The organism is Bacillus sp. VA15 (genome assembly GCF_055721145.1).
Genome location: NZ_JBVQPQ010000013.1, coordinates 25,140 through 46,752 on the forward strand (window position 1 = coordinate 25,140; position 21,613 = coordinate 46,752).

The following is a 21,613-nucleotide window of genomic DNA, read 5'->3' on the forward strand; positions in this document are numbered from 1 at the left end:
ACACCAAAATGACTTTTTCATCAGGAGGTCCCTTGTATGGCTTTGCATTATTATTGTCGTCATTGCGGAGTGAAAGTAGGCAGTCTCGAATCTTCCATGGTATCGACTGACTCACTTGGATTTCAGCACTTAACAAACGAGGAAAGAAACGATATGATTTCTTATAAAGAAAATGGAGATGTCCATGTTTCGACGATATGTGAAGATTGCCAAGAGGCGCTTGACCGAAATCCGCAGTACCACGAACATCACACATTTATTCAATAAAAAGCTTTGGTGTAGACACTAGACCAAAGCGTTTTTCTGTTCTCACAGGAAACAGAGAGGAGGGGCCATATGGACAACATTCAAACCTTTATAAAAGAAAGCGATGATTTTAAATCCATCATCAACGGTTTACACGAGGGGCTGAAGGAACAGCTGCTCGCGGGTCTGTCGGGTTCCGCGCGTTCTGTTTTTACTTCTGCCCTGGCTAATGAAACGAATAAGCCTATCTTTCTAATCACCCATAACTTATATCAAGCCCAGAAAGTAACGGATGATCTGACTTCACTTCTAGAGGATCGGTCTGTCCTTTTGTACCCCGTCAATGAACTCATTTCATCTGAAATCGCAGTCGCAAGCCCTGAATTGCGTGCGCAGCGATTAGATGTCATTAATAGATTAACGAATGGAGAAGCGCCAATTGTTGTTGCTCCGGTAGCTGCAATCAGAAGAATGCTGCCACCTGTAGAGGTCTGGAAAAACAGCCAAATGCATATTCAAGTGGGCCATGACATCGAACCCGACCAGCTTGCATCACAGCTGGTAGAGGTAGGATATGAGCGTTCTGATATGGTTTCAGCACCTGGGGAATTCAGTATTCGCGGAGGAATCATTGACATTTACCCGCTGACTTCAGAGCATCCGGTGAGAATTGAACTTTTTGACACCGAAGTGGATTCAATCCGCAGCTTTAACTCAGATGATCAGCGGTCAATTGAGACCCTTACCTCGATCAATATCGGTCCTGCAAAGGAATTGATTATCAGACCTGAAGAAAAAGCGCGGGCGATGGAGAAAATCGATAAAGGTCTTGCCGCAAGCCTGAAAAAATTAAAGGTCGACAAGCAAAAAGAAATTCTTCATGCGAATATTTCTCACGATAAAGAACGCTTGTCTGAAGGCCAGACAGATCAGGAGCTGGTGAAGTATCTCTCATATTTCTATGAAAAGCCTGCTAGTTTACTAGATTATACACCTGAAAACACACTTCTGATTTTGGATGAAGTCAGCCGGATTCATGAGATGGAAGAGCAGCTTCAAAAAGAAGAAGCGGAGTTTATAACAAACCTTCTTGAAGAAGGGAAGATTTTGCATGACATCAGTTTGTCATTTAACTTCCAAAAAATAGTAGCTGAGCAAAAACGGCCTCTGCTGTACTATTCTTTATTTTTACGGCATGTACACCATACGAGTCCGCAGAATATCGTCAATGTATCAAGCAGACAAATGCAGAGTTTCCATGGCCAAATGAACGTACTTGCGGGTGAAATGGAGCGCTTTAAAAAATCCAACTTCACCGTTGTATTCTTAGGAGCAAACAAGGAACGCACACAGAGATTATCATCTGTTCTGGCTGATTATGAGATCGAAGCCGCTATGACAGACAGCAAAAAAGCGCTTGTTCAGGGACAGGTCTATATCATGGAAGGCGAGCTCCAATCGGGATTTGAGCTGCCGTTGATGAAGCTTGCTGTTATTACGGAAGAAGAACTGTTCAAAAACCGTGTGAAAAAGAAGCCTCGAAAACAGAAGCTTACCAATGCTGAGCGCATTAAGAGCTATTCCGAGCTCCAAATCGGTGATTATGTCGTTCATATTAATCACGGGATCGGAAAGTACTTAGGGATTGAAACTCTTGAAATCAATGGAATCCATAAAGACTATTTAAATATTCATTATCAGGGAAGCGACAAGCTTTACGTCCCTGTAGAACAAATTGACCAGGTGCAAAAATATGTCGGATCTGAAGGAAAAGAGCCGAAGCTGTATAAATTAGGCGGAAGCGAATGGAAACGGGTCAAGAAAAAAGTAGAGACATCCGTTCAGGATATTGCTGATGATTTAATTAAGCTGTATGCCGAAAGGGAAGCGAGCAAGGGCTATGCGTTTTCTCCTGACCATGAAATGCAGCGTGAATTCGAATCAGCGTTCCCTTATCAAGAGACTGAGGATCAGCTACGTTCCATTCATGAAATCAAAAAGGATATGGAAAGAGAACGTCCGATGGACCGCTTGCTGTGCGGAGACGTAGGTTACGGGAAAACAGAGGTTGCCATACGTGCCGCGTTTAAGGCGATCGGTGACGGAAAGCAGGTAGCTCTGCTCGTTCCAACAACGATTTTGGCACAGCAGCACTATGAAACCATTACTGAGCGCTTCCAGGAATATCCGATTAATATTGGACTTCTCAGCAGATTCAGAACGAGAAAAGAAGCGAACGAAACGATCAAAGGATTGAAAAACGGTACTGTTGATATCGTTATCGGGACGCACCGGCTGCTATCAAAAGATGTCGTGTATAAAGACTTAGGGCTCCTTATCATTGATGAAGAGCAGCGTTTCGGTGTAACCCATAAAGAAAAGATCAAGCAGATCAAAGCCAATGTTGATGTATTAACATTAACAGCAACGCCGATTCCGCGTACGCTGCATATGTCTATGCTTGGCGTAAGGGATCTTTCAGTCATCGAGACTCCGCCGGAAAACCGCTTCCCCGTACAGACATATGTTGTGGAATACAACGGCGCCCTTGTCAGAGAGGCGATTGAACGTGAGCTTGCACGCGGAGGACAGGTCTATTTCTTGTACAACCGGGTAGAGGATATTGAGCGGAAAGCGGATGAGATCTCAATGCTTGTCCCTGACGCGAAGGTGGCGTATGCGCACGGGAAAATGACAGAAAACGAACTAGAAACCGTTATGCTGAATTTCCTTGAAGGAGAATCAGACGTTCTCGTCAGCACAACCATTATTGAAACAGGCGTAGACATCCCGAACGTCAATACGCTGATCGTATTTGACGCAGATAAAATGGGTCTTTCTCAGCTTTATCAGCTGCGGGGACGTGTCGGCCGTTCTAACCGTGTGGCGTATGCGTACTTCACGTACCGCCGGGATAAAGTGCTGACAGAAGTGGCTGAAAAAAGGCTACAGGCTATTAAAGAGTTCACAGAGCTTGGTTCCGGTTTTAAAATTGCAATGCGTGACTTAACGATTCGCGGAGCCGGGAATCTTCTTGGTGCTCAGCAGCACGGCTTTATCGATTCGGTCGGATTTGACCTCTATTCACAAATGCTGAAGGAGGCCATTGAAGAGCGTAAAGGAGATACAGCGAAGTCGGTGCAGTTTGAAACAGAAATTGATGTCGAGCTTGATGCGTATATTCCTGAAACCTATATTCAAGATGGCAAACAGAAAATAGATATGTATAAACGCTTCAGGTCTGTGGCTACAATCGAAGAGAAGAATGAACTTCAAGACGAAATGATCGACCGGTTTGGAAACTATCCAAAAGAAGTCGAATACTTGTTTACTGTTGCGGAAATGAAGGTTTATGCGAAACATGAACGTGTTGAGCTGATTAAGCAGGATAAAGATACGGTCAGATTGACGATTTCTGAAGAAGCAAGTGCGGAAATTGACGGTCAGAAGCTGTTTGAGCTCGGCAATAAATATGGCAGACAAATCGGACTGGGAATGGAAGGCAAAAAACTCAAAATCTCCATACAGACAAAAGGCCGCAGTGCCGATGAATGGCTCGAAACCGTGCTGGGCATGCTGAAGGGCTTAAAAGATGTGAAAAAGCAAACCATTTCATCAACGTAAATTTTGTTACTCTCTGGTGTATATTACATTTGATGTGACGGATACTAATTTCAAGCGAGGCGGAAGGTACATAAAGTAACTGCTTTAGGTCTTTCCCACATGTATAACCATCAAATGAAAGAGAGGCACCAGAGATGAAAGCAACCGGTATCGTACGTCGTATTGATGACTTAGGTCGGGTCGTAATTCCTAAAGAAATTCGCAGAACTCTGAGAATCAGGGAAGGCGATCCGCTTGAGATTTTTGTAGATCGTGACGGAGAAGTGATTTTGAAAAAGTACTCTCCGATCAGTGAGCTTGGAGACTTTGCAAAGGAGTATGCAGACGCGCTTTACGACAGTCTCGGCCATTCAGTGCTGATTTGTGACCGTGATGTATATATTGCCGTGTCGGGCAGTTCGAAAAAAGACTACTTGAACAAGTCGATCAGCGAAATGCTGGAAAGAACAATGGATCAGCGCAGTTCCGTGCTTGAGAGTGATGCAAAATCAGTACAGCTTGTTAATGGCATAGATGAGGACATGAATTCATATACTGTCGGCCCAATTGTGGCGAATGGCGATCCGATAGGCGCTGTGGTGATTTTTTCAAAGGATCAGACAATGGGCGAAGTAGAGCATAAAGCCGTTGAGACAGCAGCTGGATTTTTGGCTCGTCAAATGGAACAGTAGGTCTTATTCCTTTTATCGAAAATAGGTATGAAAAGAACAGCTCTCCTTGGGAAGCTGTTCTTTTTTCATGCATGCCCAAAAAGGATTCCAAGGGTTGGGATGTGGTATAATAACCTCGTTTTTATTTGTGCCGCGGTAATACGTGAACCGTATTGCCCCTGACGTTGGGAAGGAGCTTTTGGATGGATGATTCAATAGGCGTTAAACGGCATTGGATTTGGCAGGGGGCTTTTGTTTTAATTCTGGCAGGCGTCATCTCAAAAATACTAAGCGCCGTTTACAGAGTCCCGTTTCAAAACATTGTCGGCGATGTTGGATTTTATATATATCAGCAGGTATATCCCTTTCTTGGTATTGCGGTCATGCTGTCCACATCAGGATTTCCGGTCATTATTTCGAAACTGATGAATGATTATAGTGAAAAAAGCCATCACACCATATTAAAAATATCAGCGTTGTTTTTGTCTATCATCGGTGTTTTATTATTTCTTTGCTTATATATGGGTGCTGTTCCAATCGCACTTTTTATGGGAGATTCACATCTAGCCGTGTTAATTCAAGTAACTGCGTTTGCATTTCTGCTGTTCCCGTTTGTCGCGTTGCTTAGAGGCGGTTTTCAAGGGCGGCAAGATATGCTCCCGTCAGCCTTATCGCAGATGACAGAGCAGTTTCTGCGGGTTGTGGTGCTCTTGGTCTTATCATTTTGGCTCGTCAAACAGGGGGCCTCGCTCTATACTGCAGGGGCGGCAGCCGCTTCCGGGTCTCTTGCCGGAAGTTTCGTTGCGTTGATGATACTCGGATTTTTTTGGTTCAAAGCGAACAGAGATAACCAAACGGATAGGCAAAATGAAAACGTCATAACAACAAAAGAATTGACGAAAAAACTGCTTTTATATTCGGTTACAATTTGTGTAAGCAGTTTGCTTCTTTTGTTTATCCAGCTTGTCGATGCTTTGAATTTATATGCTTTGCTTTCGGACGGTGAGGCAAGCGAAGAGGCGAAACGCCTAAAGGGGATTTATGATCGGGGGCAGCCCTTGCTGCAGCTCGGTTCAGTTTTCGCGGTGAGCATTGCGACGTCACTCGTTCCGTATATTTCTAAGGCCGTAAAGAACAAAGAGTTGAAGATCATGAAAGAAAAAGTCACGTCTTCTTTAAAACTATGTCTTGTGCTGGGTACAGGAGCGTCGGCTGGATTGATCTGCATTCTTGAGCCGGTCAATATCATGCTGTTTCAAAATGGCGAAGGGACAGCTGCGTTACAAGTATTCAGCTGCTCCATTTTGTTTGCATCCTTGGCAGTTACAGCAGCTGCAGTTTTGCAGGGCGCAGGATACACAGTTTTTCCTGCGATAGCGGTAGGCGCAGGTGTTGCAGTGAAATGGGTGTTAAACACCCTTTTGGTTCCCCGCTACGGGATTGAAGGTGCATCACTTGCAACAGCGGCTTCCTTTGCGGCTGTCGCCGGCCTTAACTTGTATCAGCTTCGGCAAAAGGAATGGCTCGATAAGATCAGAGGCATTATGATTCCGCTCATTGGATCTGCCCTTTTGATGTCGGCTGTCTTGCTTGCGTATATGCGCCTCTGGACTTTCTTGATTCCTGCAGCAGGACGAGGAGCGGCTGTGATTGAAAGTCTTTCTGCTGTTGCCATTGGTGGCGCGGTGTTTATTTATTGTATGATGAAATTGGGAATATTTACAGATGAAGAGCTGAACAGTGTGCCTTTTGGCAGCAAGTTAAGCAAAATCATAAGAAGGAGAGAACAAAATGGCGGGTAATATTACAGTCGTCGGACTAGGTGCCGGAGACATGGACCAATTGACAATTGGTATACATAAGCTGCTGACGAAGGCAGATACGCTGTATGTCAGAACCAAGGATCACCCTTTAATTCAGGAGCTTGAAAAAGAAACGAAGAACATCCGTTTTTTTGACGATATATATGAGAAACATGACCAGTTCGATGCAGTATATGAGGAAATTGTAGATATCCTCTTTGAGAAGGCGCAGCGTGAGGACGTGGTTTATGCTGTACCGGGACACCCTTTTGTCGCAGAAAAAACAGTACAGCTGCTGGCGGAGCGGCAGGTAGAGGAAAATGTTCAAGTGAAAGTTGCGGGAGGACAAAGTTTTCTTGATGCCACATTCAATGCCTTGCAAATCGACCCGATTGAAGGTTTTCAATTTGTGGATGCCGGCACGTTGTCCGCGGATGAGCTTGAGCTCAGACATCACCTGATCATTTGTCAGGTTTACGACCAAATGACCGCTTCTGAAGTCAAGCTGACATTGATGGAGAAGCTGCCTGATGATTATGAGGTTGTGATCGTGACAGCGGCTGGGAGCCGTGATGAGGAGATTCAGGCAGTGCCTTTATTTGAGCTGGACCGTAATGTCGCCTTGAATAACTTAACAAGTGTGTATATTCCGCCGATTAAAGAAGAGAAGCTGCTTTATCACGAATTCTCTGCATTCCGAAGCATCATCAGAGAGCTTCGCGGGCCTAATGGATGTCCGTGGGATAAAAAGCAGACACATCAGTCATTAAAACAGTACATGATTGAAGAATGTTATGAACTTCTCGAAGCAATCGATGAAGAAGACACAGACCATATGATCGAAGAGCTTGGCGACGTTTTGCTTCAGGTCTTACTTCACGCGCAAATTGGTGAAGATGAAGGTTATTTCACAATTGATGATGTCATAAAAGGAATCAGTGAAAAAATGGTCCGAAGACATCCCCATGTGTTTAAAGATGTTAAGGTTCAGGATGAACACGATGTTTTGGCAAATTGGGAAGACATAAAAAAAGCCGAAAAAAACACATCCGGAGCATCATTATTAGACAGTGTGCCGAAAACCCTACCAGCTCTTTCGAAAGCTGCTAAACTTCAGAAAAAAGCAGCAAAGGTTGGTTTTGATTGGGAAGACGTCAGCGATATTTGGGAAAAGGTAAGCGAGGAAATGAAGGAATTTTCTTCTGAGGTTTCTGAAGATCCTCATGAACACAATCTCAAGGCTGAGTTTGGCGACATTTTGTTTGCACTTGTGAATGTAGCCCGCTTTTACAAAATAGAACCGGAGGAAGCGCTGGCCATGACCAATGACAAATTCCGGAGACGGTTCTCGTATATTGAGGAAACAGCGAAGGAAAAGGGAATCGAGCTGGCTGATATGTCTCTTGAGGACATGGACAAACTGTGGAATGAAGCAAAAGAAACTGAGAGGAGATCGTAAATATGAGATTAGATAAATTTTTAAAAGTATCACGGCTGATCAAACGACGTACACTAGCAAAGGAAGTAGCTGACCAGGGACGCATCGCTATTAACGGAAACCAGGCCAAAGCAAGCTCTGACGTAAAACCGGGAGATGAACTAACGGTCCGCTTCGGCCAAAAGCTTGTAACGGTTCAAGTAAATGAGTTAAAAGACACGACGAAAAAAGAAGAAGCTGCAAACATGTATACGATCCTAAAGGAAGAAAAACTCGGCGAATAGGCTTGTTCTAAAAAAATCCCCCGCCTCATACAATGCAGTAATAATGCTAAAAGTATCGAGGATATGGGGGCTGAATAGATGAATTCATATTATGATCAAAAAGATTCTTCGTCTGTTCCGGAACAGCATGATGTGACAATGAAAGGCCGGAAGCATTTAGATATTTCTGGGGTGAAGCAAGTGGAGAGCTTTGATAACGAAGAATTCCTGCTGGAAACGGTGATGGGAATGCTCTCAGTCAGAGGCCAAAACCTTCAGATGAAAAACCTAGATGTTGAAAAAGGGATTGTTTCTATTAAAGGCAGGGTATTTGATTTAGTGTACTTAGACGAACAACAAGGGGATAAAGCTAAAGGGTTTTTTAGCAAGTTGTTTAAATGACGCTAACGACACAATTCTATACAATGCTGGCGATGTCCGGTATGGGCCTCTGGCTTGGGGCGTCGCTTGATACATACCGGCTCTTTGTCATTCGTGCCAAAACAGCCAGATGGCTATTATTTATTCATGATATTCTTTTCTGGATTGTGCAAGGGCTGCTTTTCTTTTATGTCTTGCTACATGTAAATGAGGGAGAATTCAGGCTGTATATCTTTTTAGCGGTTCTGCTGGGCGTTGCGACGTATCAGAGCCTTTGCAAACGAATCTATATAAAAATACTGAAATTCGTCATTTACCTTGTTGTTTCTGTTTATCAATTCTTCAAAAAACTCATTCAGCACGTGTTATTTCGTCCTATTGTGTTGACATGCGGAGCGGTCATCTGGCTGGCGGCGTTTTTATCAAAGAAAACATACCGCCTAATCGTTTTTCTCTCGTCGTGTCTATATAAAATAGCCATGGTTCTGTGTTTTCCGATCCGTTTTATCGCAAAACAATGTATGAAACTTCTTCCTGTAAAAATGCGTCATACTTTTAGACGTTATTTTGAAAAAGGTGCAGGATTTCTCAAAAAGAAGAAGAAACTATTGGTAACCATAAGAACGACCATTACACGTTTTTTGAAGAGATGAAAGGAGGACCGTCTGGTTTGAATTTTTCCAGAGAACGAACGATAACTGAAATACAAAACGACTATAAAGAACAAGTAGAACGGCAGAATCAGCTGAAGAAAAGAAGACGCAAAGGGCTGTACAGACGGTTGACTGTATTCGGCGCCCTAGTATTCCTGACGGCAATTGTGCTGGCAAGCTCTGTATGGTCCCAAACATCTTCCCTTAGCGCAAAAGAAGAAAAGAAAGAACAGCTTGAAAAAGAACTGAAAAGTTTAAAGACAAAACAAGCGGATTTAAAAGAAGAAATATCCAAATTGAAGGATGAGGATTACGTCACAGAGCTTGCCAGAAGAGACTTATTCATGTCTGGAGACGGAGAAATTATCTTCAATGTGGAGAAGAAGAGCAAGTAGCCTTGTTGACACTTAAATTTTTATTTAGGTATAATTAAGCAAACGATCTTTTTATAAGCCTAAGGAGGAGCACTTTTTTTATGTCGATTGAAGTTGGCAGCAAGTTGCAAGGGAAAATAACAGGTATTACAAATTTTGGAGCATTTGTTGAATTGCCTGGAGGCTCAACCGGTCTCGTTCACATCAGTGAGGTAGCTGATAACTATGTCAAAGACATTAACGATCACTTAAAAGTCGGCGACCAAGTTGAAGTGAAAGTCATCAACGTTGAAAAAGACGGGAAAATTGGTTTATCTATTAAAAAAGCTAAAGACCGTCCGCAAGCCAGACCTAGAAATGATTTCCGTCCGAAAGAATCTTTTGAACAGAAAATGAATAAGTTTTTAAAAGACAGCGAAGATCGCTTGTCATCTTTAAAACGCAATACGGAATCAAAACGTGGAGGGCGCGGAGCAAGAAGAGGATAACTTGCTGCTTTCTATAAATAAATGAAGCATCCGTTCATCCCGACGGATGCTTTTTTTATTATCCTCACCCGCTCCAAAAGTCAGAAAATTATAACATTAAAGTTTCTGTTGACGAAAAGGACAAACCTTTGTATTATATAACTTGTGCTTAGAAGCACAAAACAATATGGCGGTGTAGCTCAGCTGGCTAGAGCGTACGGTTCATACCCGTGAGGTCGGGGGTTCGATCCCCTCCGCCGCTACCATATTTGTTTGGCCCGTTGGTCAAGCGGTTAAGACACCGCCCTTTCACGGCGGTAACACGGGTTCGAATCCCGTACGGGTCATCCTGAAAAATCGGCTTCTCTTGCAGAAGCCGATTTTTTTCATTTTTAGACAACATTCCGGAAATTCTTTTGATAAACGAATATCAAGGCAGAAACCGTCGAAGATTTCTTTGGTATTGTTACCTTCTTTTGACAAAATCCTATCTGTGCTTTCGCTATAATGACAGGCAACGAATATAACAGGTGGGAGATGAGAGAAATGGAAAAAGCAGAAAGAAGAGTGAACGGGCCAATGGCGGGACAAGCTTTGGAAAAACTCCAATCTTTTTTTAACAGGGGCACGAAGCTGGTGACTCATCATTTGCATTCACTGTTTTTCTATAAAGGATTCATTTATGTCGTCATCGGATTTTTGCTTGGACGGGCTTTCATATTATCCGAGGTGCTTCCTTTCGCACTTCCTTTCTTTGGGGCGATGCTTCTTATCAGAAGAGACAAGGCGCTTTATGCGGTGCTGGCTGTGCTTACAGGTGCGCTGACCATTTCTCCGAAGCACTCATTGCTCATACTAGCCGCATTACTGGCATTCTTCGTATTTTCTAAAGTAGCCTCCTTCATCACCGACGATCGCGTGAAAGCACTCCCGATTGTCGTGTTCTTCTCCATGGCTGCAGCAAGAGCCGGGTTTGTTTACGCCCAAAATGGCGCGTTTACAACCTATGATTATGTGATGGCTGTCGTTGAAGCTGGACTATCCTTTATTTTAACGCTGATTTTCCTTCAGAGCCTTCCGGTTTTCACTGTAAAAAAAGTAAAACAATCATTAAAAATAGAAGAAATCATTTGCTTTATGATACTCATTGCTTCCGTTTTGACGGGGCTTGCCGGCTTGTCCTACCAAGGGATGCAGGCAGAACATATACTGGCTCGTTATGTCGTATTGAGTTTTTCCTTTATTGGTGGAGCTAGCATTGGCTGTACGGTTGGTGTCGTGACCGGTCTGATTCTTGGCTTGGCGAATATCGGAAACCTCTATCAAATGAGTCTGCTTGCTTTCTCCGGTTTATTAGGCGGTTTGCTGAAGGAAGGAAAAAAGGCAGGCGCAGCAATCGGGCTGATCGTTGGATCACTTCTTATTTCTTTATATGGTGAAGGCTCTGCTGGTCTGATGACAACGCTCTATGAGTCATTAATTGCAGTCGGCCTGTTTTTGCTTACACCTCAATCGATTACAAAGAAAGTGGCGAGATATATTCCGGGAACTGTGGAGCATCTTCAAGAGCAGCAGCAATATGCTAGGAAAATCAGAGATGTCACTGCTCAAAAGGTAGACCAGTTCTCTAATGTATTCCACGCGCTGTCTGAAAGCTTTGCAACCTTTTACCAAGCATCTGACGAACAGACAGATGACAGCGAAGTTGATTTGTTTTTAAGCAAGATCACGGAGCATTCCTGTCAGACGTGCTACAAGAAAAACAGATGCTGGGTACAGAACTTTGATAAAACATATGACTTAATGAAACAAGTTATGCTTGAAACAGAAGAAAAAGAATATGCATCAAACCGAAGGCTGAAAAAAGAGTTTCATCAGCATTGTTCTAAATCAAAGCAGGTTGAAGAGCTGATTGAGGATGAACTCGCACATCATCATGCCCATTTGACGCTTAAGCAAAAAGTGCAGGACAGCAGGCGCCTTGTTGCTGAACAGCTTTTAGGTGTTTCTGAAGTCATGGCAGACTTTTCTCGGGAAATAAAAAGAGAGCGGGAACAGCACTTTCTGCAGGAAGAGCAAATCATAGAGGCACTTCAGCATTTCGGAATCGAGATTCAGCATGTGGAGATATATAGTCTTGAACAAGGAAATATCGACATTGAAATGACCATTCCGTTCAGCGGACATGGAGAAAGTGAAAAAATCATTGCGCCTATGCTTTCTGATATTCTGGAAGAACAAATTCTTGTGAAAGCCGAACAACACTCTCCACATCCGAATGGATACAGTCATGTCGCCTTTGGATCAACTAAATCATACAGGGTGTCTACAGGTGCGGCTCACGCTGCGAAGGGCGGCGGCCTTGTCTCCGGCGACAGCTACAGCATGATGGAGCTAGGTGCCAGAAAATATGCTGCGGCAATCAGTGACGGAATGGGCAATGGCGCAAGGGCGCACTTCGAAAGCAATGAAACGATCAAGCTTCTTGAGAAAATCCTTGAATCCGGCATTGATGAAAAAATAGCAATTAAAACGATCAACAGCATACTGTCCCTGAGGACAACTGATGAGATATATTCCACGCTTGACCTATCTATTATCGATCTACAAGATGCAAGCTGTAAATTTTTGAAGGTCGGATCGACGCCTAGCTTTATCAAACGGGGCGACCAGGTAATGAAAGTTCAAGCGAGCAATCTGCCAATCGGTATTATTAATGAATTCGATGTGGAGGTTGTGAGTGAGCAGTTGAAAGCGGGTGATCTCTTGATTATGATGAGTGACGGCATATTTGAGGGCCCTAAGCATGTAGAAAATCATGATTTATGGATGAAACGCAAAATGAAAGGGTTAAAAACAAATGACCCGCAGGAGATTGCCGATTTGCTCATGGAGGAAGTCATCCGCACGAGATCCGGCCAAATTGAGGACGATATGACAGTTGTTGTCGTCCGGATTGACCACAATACACCGAAGTGGGCATCCATCCCTGTTCCGGCCATCTTTCAAAACAAACAAGAAATTTCATAACGCTTCCGTATAAATCAAATTTCTTCTGGCGAAGATGGGAATATATGAATCTGAGAATCCTCGTATTCTCCAGGAGGAATGAATGTGAATAACGGACATTTAAATCAAATTTTGCTGATAACGGATGGCTGCTCGAACCATGGGGAAGACCCGCTTGCAATGGCTGCTTTTGCTAAAGAGCAGGGGATTACGGTAAATGTCATAGGTATAATGGAAGAAAACCAAATTGACCCTGAAGCAATGAAGGAAGTCGAAGGGATTGCGCTTGCCGGAGGCGGTGTGCATCAGGTGGTTTATGCATCTCAGCTTTCACAAACCGTTCAAATGGTAACAAAAAAAGCAATGACGCAAACCTTACAAGGTGTAGTCAATCAAGAGCTGAAACAAATTCTCGGAAAGAATGTGGAAATGGAGGAGCTTTCTCCCGAAAAACGCGGCGAAGTCATGGAAGTGGTAGACGAGCTTGGAGAAACGGTGCATCTTCAGGTTTTGGTCCTTGTTGATACAAGTGCAAGTATGGCGCCTAAGCTTCCTACAGTAAAAGAGGCGCTGATTGATTTGTCTGTCAGCCTCAATTCCCGAATCGGGAATAACGAATTTGCGATGTGTATATTTCCCGGGAAAAAACAAGAGGTCGAGCTTGTGCTGAACTGGACACCAAAGCTGCAATCTCTTTCCTCACTCTTTGCAAAGCTTTCGACAGGCGGCATCACGCCGACAGGTCCGGCGATACGTGAAGCGACGCAGCAATTTGAAAAAATCCGCTCAAGAAGGAGCATGCTGGCAGATGATGAACGACGCTTTGACGAGTTTGGCATGTAACCTTAAGCCGGGTACGACAATCAAAGGCAAGTGGAACGGAAACTCTTATACATTGCGTAAACAGCTTGGAAAAGGGGCCAATGGAATTGTGTATTTGGCAGAAGCATCAGATGGACATGTTGCCTTAAAGGTGAGCGATGACAGCTTGTCTATTACTTCTGAAGTGAATGTCTTAAAATCTTTCTCAAAGGCCCAGTCCGTTACGATGGGGCCTTCTTTTTTTGATACGGATGATGCCTATATCCCCAGTGCCAATACGAAAGTTTCGTTTTATGCAATGGAATACATAAAAGGCCCGCTGCTTTTGAATTATGTAAATGATAAAGGAGCGGAATGGATACCGGTGTTGATGATTCAATTGTTATCCAGCTTATCAGTGCTTCATCAGCAAGGATGGATATTCGGCGATCTTAAACCTGATAATCTGATTGTAACCGGTCCGCCCGCAAGAATCCGCTGCATTGATGTAGGCGGCACAACAAAGGAAGGCCGTGCGATAAAAGAGTATACCGAGTTTTATGACAGAGGGTATTGGGGGTATGGAACAAGAAAAGCAGAGCCATCCTACGATCTGTTTGCAGTTGCCATGATTATGATCAACAGTGTGCATAAAAAAGAATTCAAGAAAACAAACCAGCCCAAGGAACAGCTTAGGTCTCTAATCGAAGGGCACCCTCTGCTGAAAAAGTATAAAAAAGTGCTTTTTTCAGCATTGAACGGCGATTATCAAACCGCAGATGAAATGAAGAAGGACATGCTCGACGCGGGGCAAAAAGCAGTACAGAGAAAACAAGCTGTAAAAACACCGCCGCAGCCTGTCACAAGACAAAGACAGCAAAAACCGCGCCAAGGAAAAGTAACGAAGACGCGCTATACTCCTAAACAGAAGCCTGCTAAGTCGGGGGGGTTATTTGAAACAACGCTTATCGTGATCAGCGTTTTGGCGCTTTATTTCGCCTACATTATCTTCTTCTTAATCTGAATGGCACAATCTGCAAAGCCTATGCTTCTTCTTTGCTTGGAAGGATTGAAAGTGATAGGATATGAATATCTTTAAAAAACCTGCTCATTGTGAGGAGGACATTGTGAAAAGTGTCAAAGATTTTTTAAACAAACACAATCTTACGTTAAAAGGGGCGACAATCATTGTAGGCGTTTCCGGCGGTCCGGACTCAATGGCTCTTCTTCACGCACTGCATACGTTATGCGGCCGTTCAGCAAATATTATTGCAGCTCATGTCGACCATCGGTTCAGGGGCGCGGAATCTGAGGAAGACATGCGTTTTGTCCAAGCTTATTGTAAAGCTGAACAGCTCGCGTGCGAAACGGCTCAAATCAACGTAACAGCATATTCGCAGGAAAAAGGTCTCAATAAGCAGGCTGCGGCACGTGATTGCCGCTATCAGTTTTTTGAGGACATCATGTTGAAGCATCAAGCGGACTATCTGGCGCTTGCGCATCATGGTGATGACCAGGTTGAAACGATGCTTATGAGACTGGCCAAGGGTACGCTTGGAGCGGGACTTGCGGGAATGCAGCCGGTCAGACGTTTTGGGACGGGGCGGATCATCAGGCCGTTCTTAACCATTACAAAGGAAGAGATCCTTCACTATTGCCGTGAAAACAGCTTGAGCTACCGGACGGATGAAAGCAACGCCAAAGATGACTACACAAGAAACAGATTCAGAAAAACAGTGCTCCCGTTTTTGAAACAGGAGTCGCCGGATGTGCATAAAAGGTTTCAGAAAGTGAGTGAGGCACTGACGGAAGATGAGCAATTCTTACAGTCATTAACGAAAGATGAAATGAATAAAGTAATCACAAGCCAGTCTAATACATCAGTTGAAATCAAATCCTCTCAATTGCTTGCCCTCCCGATGCCTTTACAAAGAAGAGGAGTTCAACTAATATTAAACTATCTTTATGAAAACGTTCCATCATCCTTTTCAGCTCATCACATTCAGCAGTTTCTCGATTGGGCGGAAAAGGGCGGTCCTTCAGGAGTATTGGACTTTCCGAAAGGGCTGAAGGTGGTCAAATCATATCAGACATGTTTGTTTACATTTGAACAATGGCAGTGCAAAAATGTTCCCTTTGAATACCAAATAAGCGGAGCTGCTGATGAAACGGCAGTGCTCCCCAATGGATTTCTGATAGAGGCAAAGCATTATGCGGATTCGCCTGAAGAACATGGGAATGCTGTTTTTATTACAAGTGAAAAAAAGGTGCGATTTCCCTTAACGATCCGGACGAGAAAAGCTGGAGACCGGATCAAACTAAAAGGGATGAACGGCTCGAAAAAGGTAAAGGATATATTTATTGATAAGAAATTGCCTCTCCGAGAAAGAGACAACTGGCCGATTGTAACGGACGCAAGCGGTGAAATTATCTGGATACCGGGCTTGAAAAAATCAATTTTTGAAGATCTTGTGATTCCAAACAGCGACCGCATTGTATTACAATATAGACAGCATGAAAAGTGTAGGGGGCAAGCAAAATCATGATGAAACATGATATCGAGAAAGTACTGATCTCAGAGGAAGAGATACAAGAGAAAGTAAAAGAGTTAGGCGCAGAATTAACGAGCGAGTATCAAGATACGTTTCCGTTGGCAATCGGTGTGTTAAAAGGAGCACTTCCTTTTATGGCGGATCTTATCAAGCATATTGATACATATTTGGAAATGGATTTCATGGATGTATCAAGCTACGGAAATTCTACGGTTTCTTCTGGAGAAGTAAAAATCATTAAAGATTTGGATACATCTGTAGAGGGCCGGGACATCTTAATTATTGAAGATATCATCGACAGTGGGTTAACCTTAAGTTATCTAGTAGAGCTCTTCCGATACCGTAAAGCAAAATCAATTAAGATTGTTACCCTTTTGGATAAACCGAGCGGAAGAAAAGTGGACATTAAAGCAGACTTTGTAGGCTTTGAAGTTCCTGACGCGTTTGTAGTGGGTTACGGACTTGATTATGCTGAGCGCTATCGCAATCTGCCTTATATCGGAGTGTTAAAACCGGCAGTTTATGAAAGCTGATCGGCAGCCTGCTTCCGAGATGGTTATTGTTTGTATTGGAATGATTTTCTATGGTACTATTGAACATAGTTGTGCTTACTGTGGGAGGAGGTAAGGAATGAATCGGGTCTTCCGTAATACCATTTTTTATTTACTTATTTTATTAGTAGTAATCGGGGTTGTGAGCTACTTCCAGACCTCAAATCCGAAAACAGAAAATATGTCGTACAGTACGTTCATCAAAAACCTGGATGACGGGAAAGTTGATAGCGTATCGGTTCAGCCTGTCAGAGGTGTTTATGAGGTAAAAGGGCAGCTGAAAAACTACGACAAAGATCAATACTTTTTGTCTCATGTTCCTGAAGGAAAGGGAGCAGACCAGATATTTAATGCTTTGAAAAAGACAGACGTAAAGGTTGAGCCCGCTCAAGAAACAAGCGGATGGGTGACATTCCTGACGACCATCATCCCGTTTGTCATTATCTTTATTCTGTTTTTCTTCCTGCTCAATCAGGCTCAAGGCGGCGGCAGCCGTGTCATGAACTTTGGTAAGAGCAAGGCGAAGTTGTATACAGAGGAAAAGAAACGCGTCAAATTTAAAGACGTTGCAGGGGCTGACGAAGAAAAGCAAGAACTCGTTGAAGTTGTTGAGTTTCTGAAAGATCCCCGCAAGTTTGCCGAGCTTGGTGCGAGAATACCAAAAGGCGTGCTTTTAGTCGGACCTCCGGGAACCGGTAAAACATTGCTGGCAAAAGCTTGTGCAGGTGAAGCCGGCGTACCTTTCTTCAGCATCAGCGGATCTGATTTCGTTGAAATGTTTGTAGGTGTCGGTGCTTCCCGTGTGCGTGACTTGTTTGAAAATGCGAAAAAGAATGCGCCTTGTTTGATCTTCATCGATGAAATTGACGCAGTCGGACGCCAGCGTGGAGCAGGTCTCGGCGGAGGACACGATGAACGTGAACAGACGCTTAACCAATTGCTTGTTGAAATGGACGGATTCAGCGCCAATGAAGGAATCATCATCATTGCTGCGACGAACCGTGCGGACATCTTGGACCCAGCCTTACTTCGTCCGGGACGTTTTGACCGTCAAATCACAGTGGACCGCCCAGATGTCATTGGCCGTGAAGCTGTATTGAAAGTCCATGCGAGAAACAAACCGCTGGATGAAACGGTTAACCTGAAATCAATTGCTATGAGAACACCAGGTTTCTCAGGCGCGGACTTAGAAAATCTATTGAATGAAGCTGCACTTGTGGCGGCTCGTCAAAACAAGAAAAAAATCGATGCGCGTGATATTGACGAAGCGACGGACCGTGTAATTGCCGGACCTGCTAAGAAGAGCCGCGTCATCTCCAAGAAAGAACGCAATATCGTGGCTTATCACGAAGGCGGACACACTGTTATCGGACTCGTTTTAGATGAGGCTGATATGGTCCATAAAGTAACGATTGTTCCTCGGGGTCAGGCTGGCGGTTATGCAGTTATGCTTCCAAGAGAAGACCGTTACTTCCAGACAAAGCCGGAGCTGCTTGATAAAATTGTCGGCCTCTTGGGCGGACGTGTAGCTGAAGAAATTATCTTCGGTGAGGTCAGCACAGGAGCGCACAATGACTTCCAGCGTGCGACGAATATTGCAAGACGAATGGTTACAGAATTCGGTATGTCAGAAAAACTGGGACCGTTGCAATTTGGACAGTCTCAGGGCGGTCAGGTATTCTTAGGCCGTGATTTCAACAACGAACAGAACTACAGTGATCAAATCGCTTACGAAATTGATCAGGAAATTCAGCGCATCATCAAAGAATGTTATGAGCGCGCGAAACAAATTCTGACTGAAAATCGTGACAAGCTTGAATTGATTGCTCAAACGCTTCTGAAAGTTGAAACGCTTGACGCTGAACAAATCAAACATCTCGTTGATCATGGAACATTGCCTGAGCGCAATTTCTCTGATGATGAAAAGAACGATGATGTGAAAGTAAACATTCTAACAAAAACAGAAGAAAAGAAAGACGATACAAAAGAGTAATTCGCTTTCTCTCTAAAAAACTGCCGGCTGACGCTGGCAGTTTTTTTATGTAAATCATGGGCTCGGCTGCGTCTTTTACAATCATCCAATTCTGGTATCGATTTGTTTACAAATGAGCCGCTGATCGTGTATGTTATTGTAGAATGTTTGTAAAAAGTAAAGTAGAGAAACTATTCAAAAGTGGTGATAGAGGTTGTTACTGGTTATCGATGTGGGGAACACCAATACTGTACTTGGTGTATATCATGATGGAAAATTAGAATATCACTGGCGTATAGAAACAAGCAGGCATAAAACAGAAGATGAGTTTGGGATGATTTTACGCTCCTTATTTGAGCATTCCGGGCTTATGTTTGAACAGATAGATGGCATTATTATTTCATCGGTAGTGCCGCCAATCATGTTTGCGTTAGAAAGAATGTGCACAAAATACTTTCATATCGAACCGCAAATTGTCGGTCCGGGTGTGAAAACGGGTTTAAATATAAAATATGACAATCCGAAAGAAGTGGGAGCAGACAGAATCGTAAATGCTGTTGCAGCGATACACTTATACGGCAATCCGTTAATTGTTGTTGATTTCGGAACTGCCACAACGTACTGCTATATTGATGAAAACAAACAATACATGGGCGGGGCGATTGCTCCTGGGATTACGATTTCGACAGAGGCGCTTTATTCGCGTGCGGCAAAGCTTCCGCGTATCGAAATCACCCGGCCTGACAATATTATCGGAAAAAACACTGTAAGCGCGATGCAATCTGGAATTTTATTTGGCTATGTCGGTCAAGTGGAAGGAATCGTCAAGCGAATGAAATGGCAGGCAAAACAGGAACCAAAGGTCATTGCGACAGGAGGCCTTGCGCCGCTCATTGCAAACGAATCAGATTGTATAGATATCGTTGATCCATTCTTAACCCTAAAAGGGCTGGAATTGATTTATGAACGAAACCGCGTAGGAAGTGTATAGGAGGTTTTGTAATGGATTATTTAGTAAAAGCACTTGCGTATGATGGAAAAGTTCGCGCTTATGCAGCGAGAACAACTGATATGGTAAATGAAGGGCAAAGACGCCATGGTACGTGGCCGACAGCATCCGCTGCACTGGGCCGTACAATGACAGCCTCACTTATGCTCGGCGCTATGCTGAAGGGCGATGATAAGCTGACGGTGAAAATCGAGGGCGGAGGTCCAATCGGAGCAATTGTAGCTGATGCCAATGCAAAAGGGGAAGTCAGAGCATACGTCTCTAACCCGCAAGTTCATTTTGATTTAAATGAACAAGGCAAGCTTGATGTCAGACGTGCAGTTGGAACTAGCGGAACGTTAAGTGTCGTAAAAGATTTAGGTTTACGCGAGTTCTTCACAGGACAAGTAGAAATTGTTTCAGGAGAATTGGGTGATGATTTCACTTACTATCTTGTGTCATCTGAGCAGGTTCCTTCATCAGTGGGCGTAGGTGTGCTCGTGAATCCTGACAATACCATTCTTGCGGCAGGGGGCTTTATTATTCAGCTGATGCCGGGAACTGATGATGAAACCATCGCAAAAATTGAACAGCGTCTATCTCAAGTAGAGCCGATTTCAAAGCTCATCCAAAAAGGGCTTACACCGGAAGAGATTTTAGAAGAAGTCCTAGGCGAGAAGCCTGAGATTTTGGAAACGATGCCTGTTAGATTCCATTGCCCTTGTTCAAAAGAACGTTTCGAAACAGCTATTTTAGGACTAGGCAAAAAAGAAATTCAAGATATGATAGAAGAAGATGGACAAGCCGAAGCAGTATGCCATTTTTGTAATGAAAAGTACTTATTTACAAAAGAAGAGCTGGAAGGGCTTCGTGACCAAACCACCCGCTAAGCTCTTTAGCGGGTTTTTTAATTTGAGAAAAGGGGCTGAAAACAGGTTTGAAATCAAGAACAATCTGGACCATTATTTTAGGGGCGCTGTTGGTTTGCTGTATTGCTGTTGCATATACGCTGACGAAATCCCAGGCAGGCGCATCGCCGTCCGGTGAGTCTATTGCGACGATCGGAGGCAAAAGTGTGACAAGAGAAGAATGGCTGAAAGAAATGGAAGACCGATATGGAAAGTCGACACTTGAAGATATGATCAATGTCCGAGTTGTTGAGCAGCTAGCCCAAAAGAACAACCTCAAAGTGTCTAAAAATGAAATTGATCGTGAGTTTTTGCTGATTAAAGCGGTCAACAATTCCTTTTACGAAGACGAACATACAACTGAGAAAGAGTGGAAAGATCAAATTCGTTATAATATCCTTCTTGAAGAATTGTTAACAAGGGATATTGATATTTCAAACAAAGAACTGAAATCATTCTATAATAAAAATAAAGAACTGTATCAGTTTGATGATTCGTATCGAATTCGGCACATTGTTGTAAAAGATGAAGAAGAAGCGAGAGAAGTCCTGAAAGAACTGAAAGGCGGCTCAAGCTTTGAAGCTGTCGCGGCGGAAAGGTCTACAGACAGATATACATCACCATACGGCGGAGATTTAGGTTTTGTCACAGAAGCATCAGACAACATTTCGTCAGCATACATTGAAGAAGCAAAAACACTCAAAGAGGATGAATGGTCTGACGAACCGATAAAGGTCAGTAACGGATATGCCGTTATTCAGCTGAAAGAAAAACTAAAGGCAAGAACATTCTCGTATGATGAAGTAAAGGATCAGATCAGACGGCAAATCGCAATGGATCAGCTAGGCGATAAAGCGACAGTCAAAACACTTTGGAAAGAAGCCGATGTATCGTGGTTTTATGGGGAAAAAAGTACTAAGTGATTGACAAAAAA

The 21,613-nt window shown here is 43.5% G+C and carries 19 protein-coding genes and 2 tRNA genes; all 21 read left to right on the top strand.

Annotated elements, in window-relative coordinates; genetic code table 11:
- Nucleotides 1–36: 36 nt before the first annotated feature.
- The 21 genes from fin to AC0DBE_RS20985 all read left to right on the top strand — a co-directional run bounded on the left by fin (nucleotide 37) and on the right by AC0DBE_RS20985 (nucleotide 21,602).
- A complete protein-coding gene (fin, locus tag AC0DBE_RS20885) occupies nucleotides 37–267 on the top strand; it encodes an anti-sigma-F factor Fin (RefSeq protein ID WP_014112305.1) in 231 nt (76 codons plus the stop codon).
- Between the two features lie 69 nt (nucleotides 268–336).
- Nucleotides 337–3,870, top strand: coding sequence for a transcription-repair coupling factor (mfd, locus tag AC0DBE_RS20890; protein ID WP_087987611.1), 3,534 nt, complete (start codon nucleotides 337–339; stop codon nucleotides 3,868–3,870).
- Between the two features lie 134 nt (nucleotides 3,871–4,004).
- Nucleotides 4,005–4,541, top strand: coding sequence for a stage V sporulation protein T (gene spoVT, locus AC0DBE_RS20895; protein WP_003218365.1), 537 nt, complete (start codon nucleotides 4,005–4,007; stop codon nucleotides 4,539–4,541).
- Nucleotides 4,542–4,723: 182 nt separating this feature from the next.
- The gene (locus AC0DBE_RS20900; protein WP_472963636.1) at nucleotides 4,724–6,322 is read left to right on the top strand and encodes a putative polysaccharide biosynthesis protein; all 1,599 of its coding nucleotides are present in this window, start codon (nucleotides 4,724–4,726) and stop codon (nucleotides 6,320–6,322) included.
- A complete protein-coding gene (gene yabN / locus AC0DBE_RS20905) occupies nucleotides 6,312–7,781 on the top strand; it encodes a bifunctional methyltransferase/pyrophosphohydrolase YabN (RefSeq protein WP_472963638.1) in 1,470 nt (489 codons plus the stop codon). Before AC0DBE_RS20900 ends, yabN begins: the two co-directional genes overlap by 11 nt.
- A gap of 2 nt (nucleotides 7,782–7,783) precedes the next feature.
- A complete protein-coding gene (locus AC0DBE_RS20910; protein ID WP_003218370.1) occupies nucleotides 7,784–8,044 on the top strand; it encodes an RNA-binding S4 domain-containing protein in 261 nt (86 codons plus the stop codon).
- Nucleotides 8,045–8,122: 78 nt separating this feature from the next.
- Nucleotides 8,123–8,425 carry a sporulation protein YabP gene (yabP, locus tag AC0DBE_RS20915; RefSeq protein ID WP_014112309.1) on the top strand — a complete coding sequence of 101 codons (303 nt, stop codon included), beginning with the start codon at nucleotides 8,123–8,125 and terminating at the stop codon, nucleotides 8,423–8,425.
- Entirely contained in the window at nucleotides 8,422–9,057 is a 636-nt protein-coding gene (gene yabQ / locus AC0DBE_RS20920; RefSeq protein WP_472963642.1) for a spore cortex biosynthesis protein YabQ, read from the top strand. The genes yabP and yabQ overlap by 4 nt, the downstream gene beginning before the upstream one ends.
- A gap of 17 nt (nucleotides 9,058–9,074) precedes the next feature.
- Nucleotides 9,075–9,452 carry a cell division protein DivIC gene (gene divIC / locus AC0DBE_RS20925; protein ID WP_003242110.1) on the top strand — a complete coding sequence of 126 codons (378 nt, stop codon included), beginning with the start codon at nucleotides 9,075–9,077 and terminating at the stop codon, nucleotides 9,450–9,452.
- An 80-nt stretch (nucleotides 9,453–9,532) separates the two neighbouring features.
- Complete coding sequence (locus AC0DBE_RS20930; protein ID WP_003218379.1) at nucleotides 9,533–9,919, top strand: S1 domain-containing RNA-binding protein; 387 nt, start codon at nucleotides 9,533–9,535, stop codon at nucleotides 9,917–9,919.
- Between the two features lie 168 nt (nucleotides 9,920–10,087).
- Nucleotides 10,088–10,164, top strand: a tRNA-Met gene (locus tag AC0DBE_RS20935).
- Nucleotides 10,165–10,173: 9 nt separating this feature from the next.
- Nucleotides 10,174–10,245 (top strand) — tRNA-Glu (locus AC0DBE_RS20940).
- A 199-nt stretch (nucleotides 10,246–10,444) separates the two neighbouring features.
- Complete coding sequence (gene spoIIE, locus AC0DBE_RS20945; protein WP_061187558.1) at nucleotides 10,445–12,928, top strand: stage II sporulation protein E; 2,484 nt, start codon at nucleotides 10,445–10,447, stop codon at nucleotides 12,926–12,928.
- 84 nt (nucleotides 12,929–13,012) lie between these two features.
- Nucleotides 13,013–13,750, top strand: a complete 738-nt coding sequence (locus tag AC0DBE_RS20950; protein WP_014112311.1) for a vWA domain-containing protein — start codon at nucleotides 13,013–13,015, stop codon at nucleotides 13,748–13,750.
- Nucleotides 13,716–14,732: a serine/threonine protein kinase PrkT gene (prkT, locus tag AC0DBE_RS20955; protein WP_072565627.1), complete on the top strand. Its 1,017-nt coding sequence runs from the start codon at nucleotides 13,716–13,718 to the stop codon at nucleotides 14,730–14,732. Before AC0DBE_RS20950 ends, prkT begins: the two co-directional genes overlap by 35 nt.
- Nucleotides 14,733–14,835: 103 nt before the next feature.
- On the top strand, nucleotides 14,836–16,254 hold the full coding sequence (gene tilS, locus AC0DBE_RS20960; protein WP_072181789.1) for a tRNA lysidine(34) synthetase TilS: 1,419 nt from the start codon (nucleotides 14,836–14,838) through the stop codon (nucleotides 16,252–16,254).
- Complete coding sequence (hpt, locus tag AC0DBE_RS20965; RefSeq protein WP_472963646.1) at nucleotides 16,251–16,793, top strand: hypoxanthine phosphoribosyltransferase; 543 nt, start codon at nucleotides 16,251–16,253, stop codon at nucleotides 16,791–16,793. Before tilS ends, hpt begins: the two co-directional genes overlap by 4 nt.
- A 97-nt stretch (nucleotides 16,794–16,890) precedes the next feature.
- Entirely contained in the window at nucleotides 16,891–18,804 is a 1,914-nt protein-coding gene (ftsH, locus tag AC0DBE_RS20970) for an ATP-dependent zinc metalloprotease FtsH (protein WP_003218392.1), read from the top strand.
- A gap of 193 nt (nucleotides 18,805–18,997) precedes the next feature.
- Nucleotides 18,998–19,774 (top strand): type III pantothenate kinase, encoded by a 777-nt coding sequence (locus tag AC0DBE_RS20975; RefSeq protein ID WP_014112315.1) that lies wholly within the window; start codon nucleotides 18,998–19,000, stop codon nucleotides 19,772–19,774.
- An 11-nt stretch (nucleotides 19,775–19,785) separates the two neighbouring features.
- The gene (gene hslO / locus AC0DBE_RS20980) at nucleotides 19,786–20,661 is read left to right on the top strand and encodes a redox-regulated molecular chaperone HslO (protein WP_041520828.1); all 876 of its coding nucleotides are present in this window, start codon (nucleotides 19,786–19,788) and stop codon (nucleotides 20,659–20,661) included.
- 47 nt (nucleotides 20,662–20,708) lie between these two features.
- Complete coding sequence (locus tag AC0DBE_RS20985) at nucleotides 20,709–21,602, top strand: peptidyl-prolyl cis-trans isomerase (RefSeq protein ID WP_087987618.1); 894 nt, start codon at nucleotides 20,709–20,711, stop codon at nucleotides 21,600–21,602.
- Nucleotides 21,603–21,613 lie beyond the last annotated feature (11 nt).

Excerpts from the sequence above, each read along its gene's own strand:
- fin (WP_014112305.1), top strand. The coding sequence starts at position 37 with ATGGCTTTGCATTATTATTGTCGTCATTGCGGAGTGAAAGTAGGCAGT.
- mfd (WP_087987611.1), top strand. The coding sequence starts at position 337 with ATGGACAACATTCAAACCTTTATAAAAGAAAGCGATGATTTTAAATCC.
- spoVT (WP_003218365.1), top strand. The coding sequence starts at position 4,005 with ATGAAAGCAACCGGTATCGTACGTCGTATTGATGACTTAGGTCGGGTC.
- AC0DBE_RS20900 (WP_472963636.1), top strand. The coding sequence starts at position 4,724 with ATGGATGATTCAATAGGCGTTAAACGGCATTGGATTTGGCAGGGGGCT.
- yabN (WP_472963638.1), top strand. The coding sequence starts at position 6,312 with ATGGCGGGTAATATTACAGTCGTCGGACTAGGTGCCGGAGACATGGAC.
- AC0DBE_RS20910 (WP_003218370.1), top strand. The coding sequence starts at position 7,784 with ATGAGATTAGATAAATTTTTAAAAGTATCACGGCTGATCAAACGACGT.
- yabP (WP_014112309.1), top strand. The coding sequence starts at position 8,123 with ATGAATTCATATTATGATCAAAAAGATTCTTCGTCTGTTCCGGAACAG.
- yabQ (WP_472963642.1), top strand. The coding sequence starts at position 8,422 with ATGACGCTAACGACACAATTCTATACAATGCTGGCGATGTCCGGTATG.
- AC0DBE_RS20930 (WP_003218379.1), top strand. The coding sequence starts at position 9,533 with ATGTCGATTGAAGTTGGCAGCAAGTTGCAAGGGAAAATAACAGGTATT.
- spoIIE (WP_061187558.1), top strand. The coding sequence starts at position 10,445 with ATGGAAAAAGCAGAAAGAAGAGTGAACGGGCCAATGGCGGGACAAGCT.
- prkT (WP_072565627.1), top strand. The coding sequence starts at position 13,716 with ATGATGAACGACGCTTTGACGAGTTTGGCATGTAACCTTAAGCCGGGT.
- hpt (WP_472963646.1), top strand. The coding sequence starts at position 16,251 with ATGATGAAACATGATATCGAGAAAGTACTGATCTCAGAGGAAGAGATA.
- ftsH (WP_003218392.1), top strand. The coding sequence starts at position 16,891 with ATGAATCGGGTCTTCCGTAATACCATTTTTTATTTACTTATTTTATTA.
- hslO (WP_041520828.1), top strand. The coding sequence starts at position 19,786 with ATGGATTATTTAGTAAAAGCACTTGCGTATGATGGAAAAGTTCGCGCT.